Annotated in this window: 21 protein-coding genes; 9 read left to right on the top strand and 12 right to left on the bottom strand. The window is 41.5% G+C overall.

The features are described 5' to 3' along the window. Position 1 precedes the first annotated feature (1 nt). Genes TPSD3_RS07890 through TPSD3_RS07880 form a run of 3 tightly spaced genes read left to right on the top strand, consistent with a single transcriptional unit; the run spans position 2 to position 2,006 of the window. The gene (locus TPSD3_RS07890; RefSeq protein ID WP_086488018.1) at positions 2-1,027 is read left to right on the top strand and encodes a type II secretion system F family protein; all 1,026 of its coding nucleotides are present in this window, start codon (positions 2-4) and stop codon (positions 1,025-1,027) included. A gap of 10 nt (positions 1,028-1,037) precedes the next feature. Next, positions 1,038-1,478: a pilin gene (locus TPSD3_RS07885; protein WP_086488017.1), complete on the top strand. Its 441-nt coding sequence runs from the start codon at positions 1,038-1,040 to the stop codon at positions 1,476-1,478. A gap of 15 nt (positions 1,479-1,493) precedes the next feature. Further along, entirely contained in the window at positions 1,494-2,006 is a 513-nt protein-coding gene (locus tag TPSD3_RS07880) for a pilin (protein ID WP_086488016.1), read from the top strand. A gap of 7 nt (positions 2,007-2,013) precedes the next feature. Here TPSD3_RS07880 and hypE read toward each other — a convergent pair whose 3' ends face one another. From hypE to TPSD3_RS07855, 5 genes are all read right to left on the bottom strand, one after another. Continuing rightward, complete coding sequence (gene hypE / locus TPSD3_RS07875) at positions 2,014-3,027, bottom strand: hydrogenase expression/formation protein HypE (RefSeq protein WP_086488015.1); 1,014 nt, start codon at positions 3,025-3,027, stop codon at positions 2,014-2,016. Between the two features lie 12 nt (positions 3,028-3,039). After that, positions 3,040-3,483, bottom strand: a complete 444-nt coding sequence (gspG, locus tag TPSD3_RS07870; protein ID WP_086488014.1) for a type II secretion system major pseudopilin GspG — start codon at positions 3,481-3,483, stop codon at positions 3,040-3,042. A gap of 36 nt (positions 3,484-3,519) precedes the next feature. Then, positions 3,520-4,578 carry a CAF17-like 4Fe-4S cluster assembly/insertion protein YgfZ gene (gene ygfZ, locus TPSD3_RS07865; RefSeq protein WP_086488013.1) on the bottom strand — a complete coding sequence of 353 codons (1,059 nt, stop codon included), beginning with the start codon at positions 4,576-4,578 and terminating at the stop codon, positions 3,520-3,522. Positions 4,579-4,663: 85 nt separating this feature from the next. Beyond that, complete coding sequence (locus TPSD3_RS07860; protein WP_086488012.1) at positions 4,664-6,166, bottom strand: ATP-binding response regulator; 1,503 nt, start codon at positions 6,164-6,166, stop codon at positions 4,664-4,666. Between the two features lie 55 nt (positions 6,167-6,221). Further along, positions 6,222-6,776, bottom strand: a complete 555-nt coding sequence (locus tag TPSD3_RS07855) for a DUF2799 domain-containing protein (protein ID WP_086488011.1) — start codon at positions 6,774-6,776, stop codon at positions 6,222-6,224. Positions 6,777-7,159: 383 nt separating this feature from the next. Here TPSD3_RS07855 and TPSD3_RS07850 point away from each other — a divergent pair, with 383 nt between their 5' ends. Both TPSD3_RS07850 and ptsP read left to right on the top strand, forming a co-directional pair. Beyond that, on the top strand, positions 7,160-7,429 hold the full coding sequence (locus TPSD3_RS07850; protein ID WP_086488010.1) for an HPr family phosphocarrier protein: 270 nt from the start codon (positions 7,160-7,162) through the stop codon (positions 7,427-7,429). Continuing rightward, positions 7,426-9,168 carry a phosphoenolpyruvate--protein phosphotransferase gene (gene ptsP, locus TPSD3_RS07845; RefSeq protein ID WP_086488009.1) on the top strand — a complete coding sequence of 581 codons (1,743 nt, stop codon included), beginning with the start codon at positions 7,426-7,428 and terminating at the stop codon, positions 9,166-9,168. The genes TPSD3_RS07850 and ptsP overlap by 4 nt, the downstream gene beginning before the upstream one ends. 161 nt (positions 9,169-9,329) lie before the next feature. Here the strand turns inward: ptsP and TPSD3_RS07840 are convergent, their stop codons facing one another. The 3 genes from TPSD3_RS07840 to gmk all read right to left on the bottom strand — a co-directional run bounded on the left by TPSD3_RS07840 (position 9,330) and on the right by gmk (position 12,148). Next, positions 9,330-10,175: a YicC/YloC family endoribonuclease gene (locus tag TPSD3_RS07840; protein ID WP_245391544.1), complete on the bottom strand. Its 846-nt coding sequence runs from the start codon at positions 10,173-10,175 to the stop codon at positions 9,330-9,332. Positions 10,176-10,285: 110 nt separating this feature from the next. Beyond that, a complete protein-coding gene (locus TPSD3_RS07835; protein ID WP_245391543.1) occupies positions 10,286-11,404 on the bottom strand; it encodes a sensor histidine kinase in 1,119 nt (372 codons plus the stop codon). A gap of 126 nt (positions 11,405-11,530) precedes the next feature. Beyond that, on the bottom strand, positions 11,531-12,148 hold the full coding sequence (gene gmk / locus TPSD3_RS07830) for a guanylate kinase (protein ID WP_086488007.1): 618 nt from the start codon (positions 12,146-12,148) through the stop codon (positions 11,531-11,533). Positions 12,149-12,356: 208 nt separating this feature from the next. Here gmk and TPSD3_RS07825 point away from each other — a divergent pair, with 208 nt between their 5' ends. After that, positions 12,357-12,854, top strand: coding sequence for a pilin (locus TPSD3_RS07825; RefSeq protein ID WP_086488006.1), 498 nt, complete (start codon positions 12,357-12,359; stop codon positions 12,852-12,854). Positions 12,855-12,866: 12 nt separating this feature from the next. Here the strand turns inward: TPSD3_RS07825 and TPSD3_RS07820 are convergent, their stop codons facing one another. Next, positions 12,867-13,532, bottom strand: coding sequence for an SPOR domain-containing protein (locus TPSD3_RS07820; RefSeq protein WP_086488005.1), 666 nt, complete (start codon positions 13,530-13,532; stop codon positions 12,867-12,869). A gap of 1 nt (position 13,533) precedes the next feature. After that, on the bottom strand, positions 13,534-15,300 hold the full coding sequence (argS, locus tag TPSD3_RS07815) for an arginine--tRNA ligase (protein WP_086488424.1): 1,767 nt from the start codon (positions 15,298-15,300) through the stop codon (positions 13,534-13,536). 85 nt (positions 15,301-15,385) lie between these two features. Here argS and pheS point away from each other — a divergent pair, with 85 nt between their 5' ends. Both pheS and cas6 read left to right on the top strand, forming a co-directional pair. Continuing rightward, positions 15,386-16,381, top strand: coding sequence for a phenylalanine--tRNA ligase subunit alpha (gene pheS, locus TPSD3_RS07810; protein WP_086488004.1), 996 nt, complete (start codon positions 15,386-15,388; stop codon positions 16,379-16,381). 88 nt (positions 16,382-16,469) lie between these two features. Next, the gene (gene cas6, locus TPSD3_RS07805; protein WP_140048515.1) at positions 16,470-17,336 is read left to right on the top strand and encodes a CRISPR system precrRNA processing endoribonuclease RAMP protein Cas6; all 867 of its coding nucleotides are present in this window, start codon (positions 16,470-16,472) and stop codon (positions 17,334-17,336) included. Between the two features lie 157 nt (positions 17,337-17,493). Here cas6 and TPSD3_RS07800 read toward each other — a convergent pair whose 3' ends face one another. Further along, the gene (locus TPSD3_RS07800) at positions 17,494-17,895 is read right to left on the bottom strand and encodes a type II toxin-antitoxin system HicB family antitoxin (RefSeq protein ID WP_176329786.1); all 402 of its coding nucleotides are present in this window, start codon (positions 17,893-17,895) and stop codon (positions 17,494-17,496) included. Positions 17,896-17,997: 102 nt separating this feature from the next. Continuing rightward, the gene (locus TPSD3_RS07795; protein WP_086488002.1) at positions 17,998-19,029 is read right to left on the bottom strand and encodes an IS630 family transposase; all 1,032 of its coding nucleotides are present in this window, start codon (positions 19,027-19,029) and stop codon (positions 17,998-18,000) included. A 116-nt stretch (positions 19,030-19,145) separates the two neighbouring features. Here TPSD3_RS07795 and cas10 point away from each other — a divergent pair, with 116 nt between their 5' ends. Next, positions 19,146-20,249, top strand: coding sequence for a type III-A CRISPR-associated protein Cas10/Csm1 (gene cas10 / locus TPSD3_RS07790; protein ID WP_086488001.1), 1,104 nt, complete (start codon positions 19,146-19,148; stop codon positions 20,247-20,249). Position 20,250 lies beyond the last annotated feature (1 nt).

Below are 20,250 nucleotides of genomic sequence, written 5' to 3'. Positions count from 1 at the left end.
AATGGCTAAATCACAGTATTCCTCTTATGAACAAACCACGACTTTTCTTAATAAGATGGCGTTATTATTAGACGGAAAACAAGAGGTTAGTTTAGTTTTAGATTTATTGCGCAAAGGGTCACATTGGGCGCAGTATAAAATGTGGTTAGAACAGATCGAAGCGGATTGGAAAAAACACGGCTCTTTTGCGTTGGCTTTGGGTTCTACTTTACCGACATTAGAGCCTTTTTTTACCGATTTTTTACGCAAAGCAGAACAAGAAGGGCAATTGTCTCAAGGCTTGTTGCAATTCGTAGCATTTCGAGAAACAAAAGAATCTGGACACACTGAAGTGATGCAAAAATTATTAGCGACATTGGCTTATTATTTGGTGTTATCTGTCTTTTTCGTTATTTTCCTAATTTTTGCAGGACAATATATTGTTCCTAATTTTGTCTCTATTTCTATTTTGTCTCGTGTAGGAAGTGAACCCCCCATCACGACTCAAATAGTGACTTTATTAAGCAGTGGAGTATCTGTTAGCGTTTTAGGTTTATTAGTGCTTGTATTGATTTATATTGCGGCACGGGCTGATCTGCGGGATTGGGTGTTAAAACGATCTCCGTTAATTGGTGATTTATTTTTGCAATTAACGCGAATTCAAGTTTTAAATACCTTAGCTTTTTTATTGCGACAGGGTTATCCTATTCATGACGCATTAATAATGACGGCAAATTCGCTGGATTATTTACCGTATCAACGGCATTTGCAAGAAGCCGCTCATCAAGTCAAGCAACAACAACATCCTACTACTTTAGATCATTTTTCTTCTGATAATATTGGACATTTGTTATTAGATGTAAAAAATGGGGAATTATTAGCGGATTTATTAATGCGTTTGGCACGTTTGGATTTTTATAAATTGCAACAGCGAGTTCCTGTGATTAATACCATATTGATGTGGTTATTATCGCTGTTATTTGGGGCATTTTTATTGTTAATATTGTTGGGGTTATATATGCCTATTTTTCTTTTGTTTAGTTATTGAGGATGAAGCGATGAGAAAAATAAAATCAGGTTTTGTTTTTCTTGAATTGTTGCTGGTGGTTTTTGTGATTTCTATTTTAGCGGTGGTGTCAATTCCCGCTTATTCAGATTATTTAGAACGGGCTAAAGTCACCGAGGCCTTGGCAATAAGCCAACCCGTGCAGCAGCATATTGCGGAATATTATGCGTGGCATGGTCGATGGCCTGAAAATAATGCGGTATTGGGATTGCCCGAACCCACGCAATGGCAAGGGCGTTATTTGCGACAATTAACGGTTAATCAGGGAAAAATTGAATTGCAAGTGGCGTTGACTTCTACGGAATTGGTTTTATTTTTTACGCCAATAATAGATTCATCGAACACGCGAATTGTTCATTGGAATTGTCACCCGACTGAAGGGTTGCATGAAGAGGTGAATCCTTTTCTTCCGTCTAGTTGTAGAAATAGATAATTAGGGAGTTTAATCATGTTTTCTTTTTCGCGCCCGCAATTAGGATTCACTTTTATTGAGTTAATGACATCAACAGCCATTATTGGTGTTTTGGCTTCGGTGGCTATTCCTGCTTATATGGATTATTTATTGCGATCTAAGGCCATTGAAGCCCTCACTATTTCTCAAGAAGCCATGAGAAAAATTACGGAATATTATGCTTTTTACGGCACTTTTCCACAGGATAATGCAGAGGCAGGATTGCGTGAATCGGATCATTTTTACGGCCATTATGTGAAAAATATCACGGTAGAAAATGGCGCAATTCATCTTGAATTAATTGATTCTAAATTTAAGATGAATTCGGAAGAGGAAGGCAATGCAATGTTGACTTTGCGTCCCACTTTAACGCAGGAAGGAACGGCTTTTACAGGACTTATTTTATCTTGGACGTGTGGTTATTTAAATCCACTGCCTCATGAAACGGTTTATGGCGTGAATAAAACGAATGCAAATCCAAATTTCTTGCCATTAGAATGTCGAGAATAACACGCGATTAACAAATGCGCGGTAAAGGATCATCTTCCAATTCTTCTAATAAACGTTCTCCGCCCAATTCCGTTTCCAAAATCACTCGCGGTGGATGTTGCTCGCACACCGTGCCAATCAGCGCGGCGTGGCTGCCTTCAGGCAGGGCGCGCCACGTTTCCAATACGGCGGTGGCGATGTCGGGCGCGACCACCGCCACCACGCGCCCTTCACACGCCAAATAAAGCGGATCATAACCCAACATGTCACACACCACTTGTACCTCGCCGTTGATTGGCAACTCACTTTGTCGAATACGTAAAGTTAAACCTGTAGCGCGCACATAATCGTGTAAAACAGTAGCCACGCCCCCACGAGTGGGATCACGCATCACCCGCACGCGGTCGCCATAAGGCAATAAAGCCTGCGTCAAAGGCAATACACTGGCCGCGTCCGAACGCAAAGAACCGCGTAAACCAAATTGCTCCCGCGCCAACATCACCGCAATCCCGTGATCCCCCACCGAACCGCTCACCACTATTACATCTCCAGCCTTAATTTGTCTCACATTGAGGGGGCTGGTATTCGTACGATAACCTACGCCCGTCGTCGCTAAATAAAGACCACTGACTTGACCCCGTGGCAACACTTTAGTATCTCCCGCTACAATGGCGACTTGGCATTTTTGTGCGGCTTCGGCTAAACTCGCCATTAAACGTTTCAATAAAGCAATTTCAAAACCTTCTTCAACAAACACATTTAAAGTGAAATAACACGGAATAGCACCCGAAACCGCTAAATCATTCACCGTTCCATGAACCGCCAAACTGCCAATATTTCCCCCTGGAAATTCCAAAGGTTGCACCGTAAAACCATCTGTGGTGATCACCAATTCACCATACGGCCACGATAACATTGCCGCATCTCGTTCAATATCCAGATTGGAATTAGCGAATTGTTGGGCGAAAATGGTTTCGATCAATTCTCGCATGAAATAGCCACCATTTCCGTGTGCCAAACTAATGTGCGTATCTTGTGTCATTGCCGATCCAATTTATTGATTTTTTAATTGCCAATTACCAATATCCGCATTAAATCCTGTTCCCCCCGATTGACCATCTGCGCCTTGACTCCATAAGTCAAATTCACCGTGTAAACCAGGACTTAAATATTGATATGGAAAGCCCCAAGGGTCTTTCGGCAGACCATCTAAATAGCCGCCATCTTTCCATTGGCGCGGCTCTGGCATTCCTGTGGGGCGCGTGACTAAGGCTTCCAAACCTTGATCAGTGCTGGGGTAATTATAATTATCCAAACGGTATAATTTTAATGCCGCTTCAATCGCACGAATATCTTGCTTGGCTTTGACTAAACGCGCCTCATCTGGACGGTTCATAATTTTAGGCACCACTAAAGCCGCTAATACGCCTAAAATAACCACCACAACCATCACTTCAATGAGCGTAAATCCCCATTGGTATTTGCGACATTTATTCATAACCCATTATCTCTTACAAAATCTCTGATAAAAAATTTATTTTATCGCTTCATTTAATGCTGCTTGATAAGGCAATTCTCTAAATTGAAAACGATCTTTATTGGCATTATTCAGCCGCAATAGACTCTCGTTATTAGCATAAGCAATTTCCACCACCGCTAATGCCGAATAACCTCCGCGGGGATGCGGTTGAATCGCCACAAATTCGCCCACACTTCGCTCTTGATCAGGGGCATATAATTTAGCGTGAATATTCGGAGGAAATTCGCAATCAATATGTCCTAAAAATAGGCGTTGTTTTAATTGACCTAAGTAATGTAACCGTGCCACAATTTCTTGTCCTGTGTAGCAGCCTTTCTTAAAATGAATACCATTGAGCAGGTCGTAATTGAGCATTTGTGGCACAAAAGTCTCTGTATTAATTTGCGTCACCTGCGGATAACCCGAAAGAATGTCTACCAATTGCCAAGCGTGCGTAGAAACCGCCGGCAAACGCGTTTGTTGCCAAAACACTTGCAATAACCCCGGATGCGCAATAATCACATAACGTGGGATAATTCCCGCCATTTTGATCAAAGTGACCGCATCGGTGGTAAATACTTGATAATCTTCTGTCGGAGGTTCTACACCCAAGCCATTCACAATCACAGAAGTACTTTGTTCACCGCTGATCCCGATAATGGCGTATTCGTCGCAGGCATGCTGTAAAGTCACTTTACTGCGTAAAACATAGCCTTGTAAACGTTGTAACGTTCCCATTACCCGATCTTTAGGCAGTAATAAGCAATACGCATTGTGGCGTTTAAATAAGGTAAAGGTGCTGATAACGCGCCCTTTTGGATTACACCAAGCCGACAAATGACTGGTTTTTTCATCAATTGCCCGCACGTCATTGGTGAATTGACCTTGTAAAAATGAGCTGGCTTCCTCGCCTCGCGCTTGAATCAAACCATAGTGGGATAAATCCACGATCACGGTCGTTTGTAACACTTGTTGTTGTTCTTGGAGGGGCGTGCCAAAATCGTTGACCATGTCCACTTGGCTAAATTGTGCGCCTTGTGTATGCAGAAATGTACGCCATTCAGAGTTCATCATAAGCCTTTCCTTGTGGTTTGTCTGAATCAGAATTTTAAAATGTGCAGAATTAACTGGCTTTCAAAGCCAATTAAATTATTCGTGTTTAATTCTGTGTATCTTGATTCAAACCCGTTAATTTTTCCATTTTAAAGGGGAATGTTTCTGTGGTGGCGGGCAGGGCAACAACCACTTCAATGCCTTCGTGACCAATGCAATTATGGATTTCGCAATGACCACCGCTATTCCACACCAAACGCGCCACCATGGCTAATCCTAATCCCATGCCTTTTATTTCGCCAGTAAAAGATTTTTCACTCTGATAATAAGGCATCCATACCCGTTCTAAATCTTCGTTAGATAAACAGCGTCCATTGTCGCGGACGGCCAATTTTACCTGATCTAAATCAGATTTGCAGAGCGAAACGGACAAACTAATATCAGGGGAATGTTTGGGGTGAAATTTTTTCGCGTTATTTAATAATTCCCGCAAAATTAACTCAATTGCTTCAGGAGAACAAGTTAATACTTTATTGAGGAGTGATTCAGGTAATTCTAATTGAATGGGTTCTAAAGATAAATCCCATTGCAGGCGGGTTAATAATTCGGGTAAATCAGCCAGTCGAAAATTGGCTTGTAAGGTGCGTAAGCGGGTGGTGTCGATGTAGCGTAAAATTTCTAATACTTGATCTTGCAAGCGTTTTGCGCTTTCTTTGGCAATTTTTAATAAAGCCACAGCCCGCTCGCTGGATAAATCCACATGGGGACTGTCGAGCATTTGCAGGCTGACTAAACCATTTAAAGGACCGCGTAATTTATGCGAAACCAAGGTTTGAAAAGTCCACACTTGGCGTTGTAAATTAATATGCTCGCTGACATTGCGTAAATGCACTAAATGCGAGTGATCTGAAGGATAATCAAAAATGTTTACTTCTAACCATAATGGTGGATGATCTTTGGTTTCAGGGCGCACCAAATAGCGAACATTATCTTTAAGATTATCGGCTGGCCAATTTTCCCAAGCTAAAGTGGGTTCTTTTTGATAACGCGCTGCGGTTAAACATTCATTAAATGATAACGGTAATGTGTGATTTTGACAAATGCCTAAATAACGGCGAGCCGTTGAATTGGCATAAATCAATTGATCCGTGCTTTCTAACAGTAAATAACCTTCATTAGAACGATCCACTACCCATTCAAAGCGAGAACGTTCTAATAATAAACGTCGATAGCGATTTAAACGGGTAATGGTGCGCACTCGTGTCCGCAATTCACTGCGATCAAAAGGTTTGGTAATAAAATCGTCTGCACCCACATTAATACCGTGCAAACGAGATTCGGGATCATCCAGTGCCGTAATCATAATCACCGGCACTTCAGCCAAACGTGAATGAGAACGTAAACGCTGACAGACTTCAAAACCATCCATTCCCGGCATCATTACATCCAGCAATATCAGATCAGGTGTAGTCTCCTCTGCCTTTTGTAATGCTTCCTTGCCCGATGCGGCAAATAATAAATCATAGCCCTCGGTCAGCAATAACATTTCTAATGCGTCTCGCCCCCGATCCTCATCGTCAACAATCAAAATACTGCTTTTATTTACCATTTAAATTAGCCTTAATCTTTTTAGAAACTTTTACTTTTCTTAGGGGAATTATATTTCAAAAGTGATGGACACGTTGTAAAAGTTGAATTAAATTTTTGTGGGTGGATTGCAGAGATTGTAATTCTGATTCTAATTGGTCTAACGACTTCAATTCGCGTTCTCGCTTTTCTTTGTCGTCGATACGGGCGACTTCTGAGGTTTTGCGCAATAATTCTGTGGTTTTCATGTGCATGTCGAGTTCAACGTTGCGTCTGGCACTGTCTAAACCGCGTCGATAACCACGAATAAAGCGATCTTCTCGATCTGTGGGACAAACCCGCTGATAAGTAACGCCTTGTTCTCCTTCGTGAAACCCATTGGCTTCCGTACAATAGTAAATTAAGCCGCGATCACGTCCTGCTTGATAAGCGGCTAAATCAGGTACAATGTGATAGGCACGACATGCCTCTTCGTGTTCATGAATACGCTTCATGGCGTAACCTTCCGTGCCATCACGAAAACCAATCGCTGCCCAATCGTTACGTAAACACTCTTCTTTCGATAACGAGGCACAGCCTGCTAATAATGCACCAGAAACCAGTAAAATGGAAAAAATAGATAAGCGCATCATAAGTTATCACAGCTAAATTAAAATTAAGGCTAAATTAAGAAACTGTTAAAATGGCTTAAAGTCCGCTTTAAATGGGCTAAATGGACTCAAATTCAAATTGAATGCCAACTGAATGGGTGAGATGGCCGCTGTCTTTTACAATGAATCCGACAGCTTGCCAATAGTTACCCTTTCTCATCATGATTACGGTGGCTTGGTAGTTATAGTTATTGGCAAGACAAATATCAAGCTAAATAGCCGTGTAAGCCTAAGATGCACACGTTACCGGCGGAGTGCGATTGAAATAACGATTATGATACACTAATTATCTCGGTGTTTAAGCGTTTCTTTAATGTTCATTTTATGTCATCACCTGTTATCCACAGATGCGAGGAGGTTTTACGGTGCAACGACAGACACTCACCATTGTCAATAAATTAGGCTTACATGCACGCGCCGCTGCAAAATTGGTGCGTTTGGCTTCGTCTTTTGACAGCGATATTACCGTGCGCCGCGAACAGCGTGAAGTCAATGGCAAGAGCATCATGGGCGTGATGTTGTTGGCCGCCAGCAAGGGAACGCAAATTGAGTTGGTGGTCTCTGGTCATGATGAGGAGATCGCTTTAGCCGAATTAGCCGATTTAATCGAAAACCGTTTTGGAGAAGAAGAGTGAGTATTGCACTACATGGAATTGGTGTGTCAAAGGGTGTCGCCATTGGTGCGGTGCATATCATTGACCATGTAGAGATTGATGTAAATGAGTACACCTTATCTCGACAATCGTTGGAAACGGAAATTATTCGTTTTCAAGAAGCCTTAGATACCGCTCGTGAGCAATTAACACGTATTCGCACGCATGTGACAGAAAGTATGCGGGTGGATTTGACGGCGTTTATCGACACGCATTTGATGATGTTAGAAGATGATTTGCTGACTGATGCGCCGGTGCAGATTATTCGTCAACGGCAATGTAATGCGGAATGGGCGTTGAAAATTCAGTGCGATAATTTGGTAAAAATTTTTGAGGAGATGGAAGACCCTTATTTAAGCGCACGTAAACAAGATGTGGTACATGTAGTAACACGCATTCAGCGTATTTTAAAAGGCTATGAGACAGAACCTGCTCATGAGTCTTTGATTGAGAGTTTGGCGGATCGTATTGTGGTGGCTGATGATTTGTCTCCTGCCGATACGGTGTTAATGCAACATCAAGGGGTGTTGGCTTTTGTGACGGAGTTTGGTGGTACGACTTCGCACACGGCGATTTTGGCGCGGAGTTTGGGGATTCCGGCGATTGTGGGCTTGCGGCGGGTGCGGGGTTTATTGCGGGCGAATGACATGTTGATTGTGGACGGTGGCCATGGGGTGGTGATTGTTGACCCTGACGAGGCGACACTCAGTTATTACCGCCAAAGACAGCGCGAGGAAAAGCGTTATCGTGCGTCACTGAATAAAATTAAACATTCCCCCACGCGCACGCTTGATGGAGTGGATATTGCGCTGCAAGCGAATATTGAGTTTCCCGAAGACATGACGGCGGTTAAACGGGTGGGTTGTGAAAGTGTGGGATTGTATCGCACTGAGTTTTTATACATGAATCGTCAGCAAGCTCCTGATGAAGAAGAGCATTTAGATGCTTATGTTAGAGTTTTACAGTCGTTACGTGGCGGCCCTGTGACGATTCGGACATTAGATTTGGGGGCGGATAAGCAAGTTGATAGTCGTATTCATCTTTCGCCATCGGCCAATCCTGCATTGGGATTGCGGGCGATTCGTTTATGTTTACGCGATTTGCAATTGTTTCGTCCGCAATTAAGGGCGATTTTGCGAGCTTCTGCGAAGGGGCATGTGCGTTTAATGGTGCCGATGGTGTCCAGTCCGCAAGAAATGATTCAAGTGCGTAATTTGATCGGTGAAATTCGCAATGAATTAATCCAGAAAAAAATCCCTTTTGATCCGCAAATGCCTATTGGGGCAATGATTGAAGTGCCTGCTTTGGCGATTTGTGTGGATTTATTTACGCCTTATGCGGATTTTTTCTCTATTGGGACTAATGATTTAATTCAGTATAGTTTAGCGATTGATCGGGTGGATAATAGTGTGAATTATTTATACGATCCGTTGCATCCTGCGGTGTTGCGTTTAATAAAAATGAGTATTGATGCGGCCAATAAAGCGGCTAAAAGTGTCAGTATGTGTGGAGAAATGGCGGGAGATCAGCGGTATGTGCGGTTATTATTGGGTTTGGGTTTGCGGGCGTTTAGTGTGAATCCTGAGTCATTTTTAGAAGTGAAACAGACTATTAATCACAGCGAAATAAAAGGCTTAATTCGCCTCGCCAATCGCATGTTAAAAGCGAAAACCAATGAAGAAGTTACATCGTTATTAGAACAGATTAATGGGACAAAATAGTTTTTTCTCCGTTTAAAATTCTTCTGAATCAGAATTATGGGAATGTTCTGATTCAGAAATTTATCGTAATTTCCAAAAAATTCTTTTTTCTGCGCCTAAAAAATTAACCCTTCATAAGTTCTTCAACTTTACTGCTTTAAATAGCGAACCCCGCATAAATCTCATTCTAAATTCTGAATCTGCTCGCGGATTTGTTCAATATGAACTTTTAATTCAATTGCACTTTTAGTGAGGGTTAAATGGCCTGATTTCGCGCCTAATGTATTGGCTTCTCGGTGCAATTCTTGGGCGAGAAAATCTAAACGTCGTCCAATGGCATCTTGGGTTTTTAGGGTTTGACGAATTTCTTGAATATGCGCGGTAAGGCGATCTAATTCTTCAGAAACATCTGATTTTTGTGCCAAAATTAACATTTCTTGTTCTAATCGCTCTGGATTCAGTGCGGTGATTTCTGCCAAGCGAAGTTGCCATTTTTCGCGTTGTTGTTGTACCATTTCGGGTAATAGATTACGAATTTGTGCGATTTCTTGGGTGATTTGTACACAACGCTGTTCCACAAATTGAATCAATTGTTGTCCTTCGCGTTGACGATGAGCGGATAATGCGTCTAAAGTAACTTGTAAAGATTGCATGACATCAATGGCGATTTGTTCAGTATCAATATGATTTTCCAGCACATTTGGCCAGCGTAAAATATCTAATAATTGAGGCGTTTGTGTAACATTAGCCAGCGTCTCGATATGCGCGTGGGCTTGGAGTAGGTTTTTAACTAATGTTTGATTTACAGTGAGTTGGTTGGCATCGCCACTGTATTGTAAATATAAATTACAATATATTTTGCCGCGTTTCAGTTGTCGTTGTACTTGAGTTTGTACGTCAACCTCTAAACGACGAAATTCTTCAGGTAAACGAATGGAAATATCAAGGTAGCGGTGATTGACTGAGCGTATTTCCCAGCATAATTGTCCCCATGTGTGATGTTGTTCATTGCGTGCAAACGCGGTCATGCTGTGCGCCACTCAAAATTCTCCCTCTATCAGTTTTAATGCTGCTGTCTAAAGCAGACCCTAATGATCTGCTTTAGATGAAAAAAAATAAAAAATAAATGATAACTGAATTATCCCATATTATATGGCAAAATAAAATAGAATAAACTGCCTTGATTTTTCTCGCTAATCACTCCCGCTTTTCCGCCTAATTTTTCAGCTATCTTTTTCACAATGGATAAGCCTAATCCATGCCCTTCTATGCTGTGGTGATGCAAGCGCGTAAAGGGTAAAAATAAACGGGCTTGCTCACTTTCAGCCAAACCATTTCCGTTGTCTTTCACCCAGAATTTAACGTGATTACCTTCTATTTTCTCTGCGCCCAGTGTTAATTTCGGGGGCGAGCCGCCGTATTTTATCCCATTGCTGAGATAATTCGCCCACACTTCCTCTATCCAAGGCGGATAACTGTGGATTAATGGCCATTGTTCGGGCAATTCCACTTCGGCCTGATGTTCGGCAATCAAGTGGGCAAGACGCACTTGTAACACTTGTTGTACGATAGCGGCCATGTCCACCGCTTCTAAGACCGGTTGGGATTGGTTGGATACGCCTGCTAAAGTCAGTAACGCATTGATAATACTCATCATTCTGCGAGAAGTACGCGCCAGAATGTCCAGTTGTTTCAAGGTTCGCGCTTCGGGATAACGGTCTGGCGAAATGGTTTGCGCCAGAATATCGGTCAACGTGATGACACCACTTAACGGATTTTTTAAATCATGCGCGACCATTTGCGCAAACATATCTAAATCTTGATTGCGTTGTTGAAGAATTTCATTTTGTTGTTGGATTTGCTGTTGTTGTTTGCGCAATTTAATATGGGTTCTAATTCGCGCTAATACTTCTTCATGTTGAATGGGTTTAGTCACATAATCTTCCGCACCTAATTTAAGCCCTTTTACTTTATCCACCGTATCGCTTAATGCGGTCATAAAGATAATCGGAATGTCGCGGGTTATTTCTCGCTCCTTTAAGGCTTGGCAAACGTTAAAACCATCGATAACAGGCATCATGACATCCAGCAGAATTAAATCAGGCTTGGCGTATTCAGCAGTTCTGATGCCGGTTTCTCCGTTATTAGCGACCAGTACACGAAAGCCGGCTTCGTTTAAAAAGCGTCGCAATAAAGTGACATTGTCTGGCATGTCGTCAACGATCAGTAAAGTGTCTTTTTGGGTCATGGTGTTCATCGTCTTGTCCTTATTAACGGTGTGTTGACTGAAACCCAATTACTGACTAAACATTAAGTGTTGTTTTTTATTGGTAAGAATATCTAAATTTGGCAAGATGTTGTTGGGGAAATGTAGTGACAATTTTCACGGTTGCAATAGTTGTTGCAATAAACCGGCTTGGGCTTGGGTTTGTCGTTTGACCCGTAAACGCTGGCTAGACACAATCGCTTGTAGAGCGTATAGAGCTTCGGCGAATATTTCATTGATGACGAGATAATCGTATTCGTCAAAATGTTGCATTTCAGCCACCGCCGCTTGTAAACGTTTAATAATCACATTTTCGCTGTCCTGCGCTCGACTGCGTAAGCGTTGCGCCAATGCCGCTTGTGAGGGGGGAACGATGAATATGCTAACACTTTCTGGATAAAGTCGTCGAACTTGACGCGCCCCTTGCCAATCGATTTCTAAAATAACATCTTGTCCGTTGTCAAGTTGTTGATCTACCCACAGTTTTGATGTGCCGTAGTAATTGTCAAACACTTGGGCGTGTTCTAAGAAAGTGTTGTCGTCCAACATGGCGCGAAATTCAGACACCGTGATAAAATGGTAATCTCTACCGGTTTGTTCTCCCGGCCGGGGTGTGCGGGTGGTGTGCGACACGGAGACGATGAGGCGAGCAGTTTGTTTTACTAATTCCCGCACAAGACTGGTTTTACCTGCCCCTGATGGGGCTGAAACGATGTATAAAGTGCCGTGGATCAAGAAGGGTCTCCTGTTTTTTTGGTGTAAAACTAAATTTATGGCTCAATCTTGTAAGATTGTTGTTCTTTATGCGGGCGATCCTCTCTTTTCTGATGTCATCACCATGCAAATTGTGTCAATGACAATCATCGTGTAAATTACAGTTCACCTGACGGTGCAAATCCCAATCATTGTATAAATTACCGCTGAAAAATGCAGGAGACAACAAATGATCAAATTCACTCGTGGCTTTACTTTAATTGAACTGATGATTGTGATTGCGATCATGGCCATTCTGAGTACGATTGCCATGCCGACCTATCAAGATGCTGTGATTCGGACGCAGATATCGGAGGGGATTAAACTGGCAGAACCGTTACAACGTCATTTAGAGCTGATTTATCAACAACATCAACGTTTTCCTGCTGACAATCATCAAGCAGGACTGCCACAGCCACAACAATTAATAGGCAATTACGTGACAAAAATGTGGGTAGAAAATGGAGCCATTCATATTACCTATGGCCACCGCATCAACGCCCATGTGGCGGGTAAAACGCTTACACTACGCCCTGCCACCGTCATGGAGAGTCCAAAAAGTCCCTTGTCTTGGTTGTGTGGTTACGCGCAAGCGGTGCCGGGAATGCAGGCACAAGGACATAACTTAACCGACATTCCCAGTCTCTACTTATCGCCAGAATGCCGCAGTTGGCGTAATGCGAGTTAAACGACTCATCCACTAGAATTGCACCACAATGGCTGTGACCTGATGCTGAGTCAAGCGGGCGCGAATATCGTTGAGGCGGTTTAAATCATTAAACGGTCCCAAACGCACCCGATGCCACACATCATGACTATTTGACAAAGTGGCGCGTTCGATGTGCGAAGTAATTCCTAAAGAAGCCAGATAACTTTTTAGCCCTTCCGCTTCTCGCACATCTCGAAACGATCCCACTTGCAACAAATACGTCCCCGGTGTGGTGATTGGTGCTGTCCCCACAGCTAACGTGGCAACATCTTCCGTTTCCGCTTCTGGATTTGTTCCCAAAGGCAGCGGACGCGGTGAGGTGTTATTCACAGTCACCTCTTGATCGGGCAACACCGTATAAAACTCAAATCGGGGCGTAGTTTTGGTGGGTGTGGTTTCTGTTTTGCTGCTGGGTTCGGCACTGACAACTGTTTTTTCCGTTTCACTGGGCGAAGTTTCCGTTTCTGCCAACACCGCCGGAGCCGCGTCAACCGTTGTGGTGACGGCAGTGGGTTGCGTATGCGGTAACATTAACTGCGTGTAAGTGAACACCGAAAACCCAATTCCAATTAAAATTCCCGCCAATAACCATGACCACGGACGCGAAGAACGCCACCGATCCACTTCTTCATAACGAGAACGACGCGGCACTGCCATATTACATCACCTCTGGGGCCGACACCCCAAGAATTGCTAAACCATTTTGTAAAACTTGACGCACAGCCATCACCACACTCAAACGCGCTTGACGTAAGGCTACGTCTTCCACGATAAATTTATGTTCATTGTAATAAGTATGAAAGGCTTGCGCCAATTCACGCAAATAATAAACCACTTGATGCGGCTCATAATTTGCCGCAGCCACTTCAATCACTTCAGGATAACGCGCCAAAGTGTGTAATAAACTCATTTCATGCGCATTATTTAATAATGCCCAGTCTGTTTTATCATCGAATTGCCACGTTAAATCCCGATCTGCCAATTGTTTTAATACACTATGAATTCGCGCATGCGCATACTGAATATAATAGACAGGATTATCGGTAGAATGTGATTTAGCCAATTCCAAATCAAAATCCAAATGTTGCTCACTGCGCCGCTGGACATAAAAAAACCGCGTAGCATCTTTCCCGACTTCCTGACGTAATTCGCGCAGTGTCACAAACTCACCGCTACGGGTGGACATTTGCAAGCGTTCTGTCCCACGATATAAAGTGGCAAACTGCACCAATTGAATACTTAACCGCGTCGGATCGCCGCCTAAAGCCTGAATTGCCGCTTTAACCCGTGCAATGTAACCATGATGATCCGCACCCCAAATATTCACCAAACGCGAAAACCCACGCCCTAACTTATTCCAATGATAGGCCACATCTGATGCAAAATAAGTTTTTTGTCCATTTTCTCGCACCAACACGCGATCTTTTTCATCGCCAAATGTCGTAGAACGAAACCACAACGCGCCTTCTTGTTCATACGTATGACCTGTTTTGATCAATTGCGCAATGGCTTGATCGACATCGCTGGGCTGTCCGTCGTATAAACTTAATTCGGAAAACCAACGATCATAAGTCACCCCAAATTGCGTTAAATCTTGACGAATATCTTCTAAAATCACCTGTAAACCCGCATTAAACACGATACGAAACGATTCAAGACCTAATAATCGCTTACTATTACGGATTAAATCATCAATATGCTGTTCTTTATCGCCATTTTCTTGCGTGGCATCGGGCGTGACATCGGCGAAAACCAAAGCCGCCGCCACACGAAAACGATCTTTGTGTTCTCGATGCACATCCGCAGCAATGTCAAAAATATAATCGCCTTTATAACCATTTGAAGGAAAAACAAAAGATTCCCCGCACAATTCCAAGTACCGTAACCAGACACTCACTGCTAAAATGTCCATTTGACGGCCGGCATCATTCACATAATACTCACAAAAAACCGAATGTCCCGCCGCCATTAATAAATTCGCCAAAGTCGAGCCATACGCCGCGCCGCGCCCGTGTCCGACGTGCAAGGGGCCAGTGGGATTGGCAGAAACAAACTCAACTAATACCGAATCTTTACTGCCTTTTGCGCCACAACCGTATTGATCGGCTTGCATTAATATGGTTTTTACGGTTTTCTGATAGGCTTGTGGATGTAAAAATAAATTAATAAACCCCGGCCCAGCCACTTCTACCCGTTGTAAATCGGGCGCAGAACTGAGTTTTTCCACGAATTTCACAGCCAAATCTCGTGGCTTGATTCCGCAAGGTTTAGCCAAGATTAAAGCAATATTACAAGCAAAATCCCCGTGTGCAGAATCACGTGTCCGATCCAACTGAATCGCGGGAGTGAGATGAGAAGGAATCACGCCTTCAGTTTGTAATGCGATAAATGCCTGTTCAAACAGCGCAGCAAATTGTTGTTTCAAAGCAAAATCCTTATAGTAAGCAAAAAAAACCAAGCCTCATCCTTGAACCGATGAGATCATTTAACTTTTGAACGATGACGATATTATGCAACATTTAGACGAATTCATTAACCACGCGCAAACTGAAATCAAGCAAGCGGCTGATTTACAACAATTAGAACAATTGCGGGTGCATTATTTTGGCAAAAAAGGTCGCCTGACAGAACAGTTAAAACAATTGGGACAACTCCCCCCCGAAGAACGCCGCGAGGCAGGTCAACGGATTAATCAGGCGAAAGATCAGTTACAAGCCGCCTTAGAACAGCAACGAGAGCAATTACAAGCGGCTGCTTTAGCGGCGCAATTAGCCGCGCAGCAGTTGGATGTGTCGTTACCGGGGCGCGGTCAATCTATCGGCGGATTACATCCGATCACCCAGACTTTACAACGGATTGAAGCCTTATTTACCCAAATTGGTTTTACTGTCGCGCAGGGGCCGGAGGTTGAAGATGATTACCATAATTTTGAAGCGTTAAACATTCCAGCGCATCATCCTGCGCGGGCGATGCACGACACGTTTTACTTCAATGCTAACACGCTATTACGCACCCACACCTCTCCTGTGCAAATTCGCGCCATGCGCCAACAGCAACCGCCGTTAAAACTCATCGCGCCCGGTCGCGTATATCGCTGTGATTATGACATGACGCACAGCCCCATGTTCCATCAAGTGGAAGGTTTAATGGTGGATGAAACCGTGAGTTTTGCCGATTTAAAAGGCATTTTACACGACTTTTTGGCGCGTTTTTTTGAGCGGGATAATTTAGAAGTGCGGTTTCGTCCTTCGTATTTTCCTTTTACTGAGCCATCGGCAGAAGTTGACGTGCGCTACACCACCTCACAAGGGCAAACGCGCTGGTTAGAAGTGTTAGGCTGCGGGATGGTGCATCCAAATGTTTTCGCCCACGTCGGCATTGACAGCGAACGTTATACGGGATTTGCATTTGGAATGGGTGTGGAACGTTTGGCGATGTTGTGGTATGAAATCAATGATTTACGCTTGTTTTTTGAAAATGATCTGCGCTTTTTAAAGCAGTTTTAACAAAGTAAACCACAATTTTCACCATTAAGAAAATGGTGGGGGTTGTGGTTTAAAGTAATGCGTTGTGTATTTGGTTCATTTTAAAACCATGTCTATTTTGCCTTTATTGCATCATCGATTACGCGCTGAATTTGTGGTAGAAACGGATTTAAATTTACCAGAATTTAAAGGTATTATTTGGAATCGTGTTTTTAATCAAAATTTAAAGCAAGTGATTTGTCCATTTCATCACAAACGTTGTCAAGATTGTTTTTTATTATCCCGATGTGATTATCCGAAATTATTAAATAATAACACTAATCCAGTATTAATCAAACCACCTTTAATTAAAGATAAAAAATTAGAGCGTGGAAAGCTGTTTAGTGCAGATTTTATTTTACTGCCTGCTGCATTTAAGTCTCTAGCTTATTTACTATTGGCTTTGCAACGAATGGGGAAGATAGGAATTGGTGAAAATTTTCAAGAATTAGGTCAATTTAATTTGCGGCATTTAAGTTACTGGAAAAATGGAAATTGGCAGCTTTTATTTACAGATGAACAAGGATTATTTGATCACTTACCTGAGGCATTTTTGCCTCAATTACCATCATCCCCTATTACACAATTAACCATTCATTTAGTCACGCCTTTGCGACTTAAACATCAAGGAAATGTGTATCAATTTAGCTTTAATGAATTTATTCATGCCATTGAGCAGCGAATATTTAACATTAAAATGGTTTTTCCTTTACCTTCTAAGTCTCGAATTAACACAACAGTTGAAGAATTGCGGTGGCAAAAATTTTCTTATTATTCAAGCTATCAAGGCTGTGAAATCAGTCAAGGCGGTTTAATGGGAACGGTCACATGGCAAGGCGATTTAACACCTTATTTACCTTGGTTGCAAGCAGGTGAATTATTGCAAATTGGGCATTTAATAAAGTTTGGTTTAGGTTGGTTTGAATTGGAATTTTAAGCATAAAAAAACCGCTGGGTAGCGGTTGTTTTTAACGCCCTGTGAACGGGCTTGAATCTCAAATAAGATTCTGTTTAGAGATTCAATTGACAAGATGTAGATAAATGGTTTTTTCTACGCCTTTAGAACAGGCTATAATTAAGAAAAAAACGCTACATTAACAAGCAACAAAATCCTCTTCTTTTTGCACGGCCGCAATTTCTTTTTCGGATGGCGCGTATAAATAAGGTAAATCTTGTCTTATTCCATCTTCAACTAAATCACTAATCCATTGATTCAAACTTTTTTTACGTACTTTTGCTGCAAGACTGGCATAACGATGTTGTTCTGGCGACAAACGCAAGACCAATTTTCCTGAAAAAGGTTTTTCGGGTTCATTGCCTAATTCTTGGCAAAAATCTAAATAATCATCCACCGAATCTTTAAATGCTTTCTTAATCTCAGCTACGGATTCAGCTTGGAAAGTGATGACGGCACGAGTATTAACGACCATGCCATGTAAAATTTCAGCATCGTCATCAAACTCAACCTTTCCGATATAACCCTTATACTCTAACACAATTAACACTCCCTTAGAAATCGTCTGATTAACCCACTAAATTTAATAAATCTATACCAAAATTATGTGAGATATAAAAACAAATTAAGTTTTAATATCTACCTAGATATTAAGTATAAGATACTGTTTAATTTTATTAAACTTAAACACTTTACCTGACAAAAAGGTCTCAAACATACTAGTGACTTCTTTAAAGCTTGATAGGCGATGAAAATTCTTTCTGACCCAATTCTTACCTTGAAGCCAAATATCCTCGACTGGATTTTGCTCTGGGGCATTAGGTGCAAATCTTAATAAACGAACTTTCCATTCTGATTCTGGAAGTCCCCCATTTAATTTCTCTAAATAAGTTCTTAAACCTTCAGAACGATGATAACTTGCACCATCCCAAATAATCACATGACGGGCTTCTTTATATCTGTAAATGAGCCAGTTAATAAAGTCTATCGTATATTTTGTATCAGCTTTCTTTGCCCTATCTAAAATAAATTCTCCCGTATAAATATTCACCGCTCCATACCACGTTTGAGAAGTGCGATAATTACTCATCTTTATTGACGTTCTTTCTCCTTTTTTCGACCAAACATAACCACAAATATCTCCCCACAACTGATGGCTTTCGTCTTGCATCCAGTACATTACCTCTCCACTTTCTATCTGTTCACGCTCCTTATCTATTAAATCCTTAATCTCTTTTTTTTTAGCTTCTACTTTTACCTCATCTTTTGCCGAATTCTCTTTGTGTGTCTTCTTATAACTTAAATTCGCTTCTTCTAATAATTTAGTATAAGAAGTATTTGAAGAATAGAAAACATCATACTCCTCTTTTAAGTATCTCTTTAGTTCCTCTATTGTTATTGTCTTCTTTTCTTGTATCCAATTAATCACATCTTCTCGTTCACGCGGCTTTAAATACCCTGGTGAGCCTTTATACGCTAACTTTAATCCTTCAACCCCTGACGCTAAATAAATGGCTTTCCATTTATCCACAAATTGCACACTGACACAACACGCTAAAGCCGCTTCCGCACGCACAAAACCAAGCAAAGACATTCTTACTGCCATCGCTCGCTTCACTTCTCTCGCTTCACCTGTTGACATTAATTCTTCTAAATCTTCATATCTTTTGTTCATTATTCTCTCCTATTTGAAAAGTATTATTATACGACTCTGAAAAAATTGGTATAGCGGGAGTTTCATCAGAAGATGAAGCGGCTGAATATTTACTTTGGACATCCAATAAAAAAGATTTGCAATTTTGTAAAAAAAGAAAATTAAATAAATATTCAGTAAAAATAGATGAAAAACGTTTATTTTTATTATCTCAAGATGAACTGACTCATTTTTTAAAAGAATCTCGCTCAGAAAGCAGCCTATTTGAACGTTTAAATGACTTTGATTGTTTTAAACATCACACTGAAAAGAATATTTATAAAACCCGTTTGTTAGGGCGTTGGGATAAAAAGAAAAAGAAGGAGTCCCGTGATTGGCATTTTGATCAATTCGCCACACATGCGGATGGAATTAAGCGCATGGGTGTTTTGCGTATGGATGTCGATAACTTGGGTAGTATTTTTAGTTTGGGTTTAGGAAAAAATCCTTCTATTTCCCAACGTGCCAGTTTATCCCGACAATTAAATATATTTTTTTCAGGTTATTTAAATAGTTTGCTTGAAAAATATAATAAAGTGCAAATTATTTATTCAGGTGGAGATGATTTATTTTTAATCGGAAGTTGGGATAGATTGCCTTATATTGCAGATGAAATAAGAAGAAAGTTTTTACATTACTGCGCCCATAATGAAAACTTTAGTTTATCAGGTGGAATGGTGGTTGTTGAAGGCAATTATCCTATGGCATTAAGTGCTGTTCAAGCAGGCGAAGCAGAAGAGGCAGCAAAAAGTTTATTGCGCTATAAAAATGGTGAAAAGCAAACAGATAAAACTAAAAATAGTTTTTGTATGTTAGACATTGCCATTCCTTGGGAAATATATCAAGATGTGGTTGAATTCCGTGAATTAATTGTTAGCGTAATTGAAGGCATGGAAAATAATAAAGCCATTATTGACCGTTTGCGTAAAGTGGTTTTAGCAATGGGCGAATATGAACGGCTTTATTTGCAAAAAAATAAAGATAACAGCACCCTCCATCAATTAATGCAATGGCAACAATGGAGATGGCAATTGGTTTATAATTTAAGTCGTTTAAAACGCAGTTGCTCAGATAACGTTAAAGCAGATATTTCTAAAATAGAAGAAATGCTTTCTAAAAATGGTTGGGAAATGCAATTACCCGTCAATCAATGGTTAGAATTGCCTGTTAGATGGGCTGAGTTTTTAACCCGTAAGGAGTAAA

Origin of the sequence: Thioflexithrix psekupsensis (assembly GCF_002149925.1) — a bacterium.
GTDB classification, from domain to species: domain Bacteria; phylum Pseudomonadota; class Gammaproteobacteria; order Beggiatoales; family Beggiatoaceae; genus Thioflexithrix; species Thioflexithrix psekupsensis.
The sequence above is the reverse complement of the archived record's forward strand: the minus strand, read 5'-3'. Positions and strand labels throughout refer to the sequence as shown.

Bases quoted from the DNA above. Each gene is read 5' to 3' on its own strand.
- gspG (WP_086488014.1), bottom strand. From the start codon at position 3,483: ATGAATAAATGTCGCAAATACCAATGGGGATTTACGCTCATTGAAGTG.
- TPSD3_RS07795 (WP_086488002.1), bottom strand. From the start codon at position 19,029: ATGAACAAAAGATATGAAGATTTAGAAGAATTAATGTCAACAGGTGAA.
- pheS (WP_086488004.1), top strand. From the start codon at position 15,386: ATGCAACATTTAGACGAATTCATTAACCACGCGCAAACTGAAATCAAG.
- TPSD3_RS07825 (WP_086488006.1), top strand. From the start codon at position 12,357: ATGATCAAATTCACTCGTGGCTTTACTTTAATTGAACTGATGATTGTG.
- TPSD3_RS07890 (WP_086488018.1), top strand. From the start codon at position 2: ATGGCTAAATCACAGTATTCCTCTTATGAACAAACCACGACTTTTCTT.
- TPSD3_RS07820 (WP_086488005.1), bottom strand. From the start codon at position 13,532: ATGGCAGTGCCGCGTCGTTCTCGTTATGAAGAAGTGGATCGGTGGCGT.
- hypE (WP_086488015.1), bottom strand. From the start codon at position 3,027: ATGACACAAGATACGCACATTAGTTTGGCACACGGAAATGGTGGCTAT.
- cas6 (WP_140048515.1), top strand. From the start codon at position 16,470: ATGTCTATTTTGCCTTTATTGCATCATCGATTACGCGCTGAATTTGTG.
- ygfZ (WP_086488013.1), bottom strand. From the start codon at position 4,578: ATGATGAACTCTGAATGGCGTACATTTCTGCATACACAAGGCGCACAA.
- TPSD3_RS07880 (WP_086488016.1), top strand. From the start codon at position 1,494: ATGTTTTCTTTTTCGCGCCCGCAATTAGGATTCACTTTTATTGAGTTA.
- TPSD3_RS07840 (WP_245391544.1), bottom strand. From the start codon at position 10,175: ATGACCGCGTTTGCACGCAATGAACAACATCACACATGGGGACAATTA.
- TPSD3_RS07860 (WP_086488012.1), bottom strand. From the start codon at position 6,166: ATGGTAAATAAAAGCAGTATTTTGATTGTTGACGATGAGGATCGGGGG.
- TPSD3_RS07835 (WP_245391543.1), bottom strand. From the start codon at position 11,404: ATGAACACCATGACCCAAAAAGACACTTTACTGATCGTTGACGACATG.
- TPSD3_RS07885 (WP_086488017.1), top strand. From the start codon at position 1,038: ATGAGAAAAATAAAATCAGGTTTTGTTTTTCTTGAATTGTTGCTGGTG.
- TPSD3_RS07855 (WP_086488011.1), bottom strand. From the start codon at position 6,776: ATGATGCGCTTATCTATTTTTTCCATTTTACTGGTTTCTGGTGCATTA.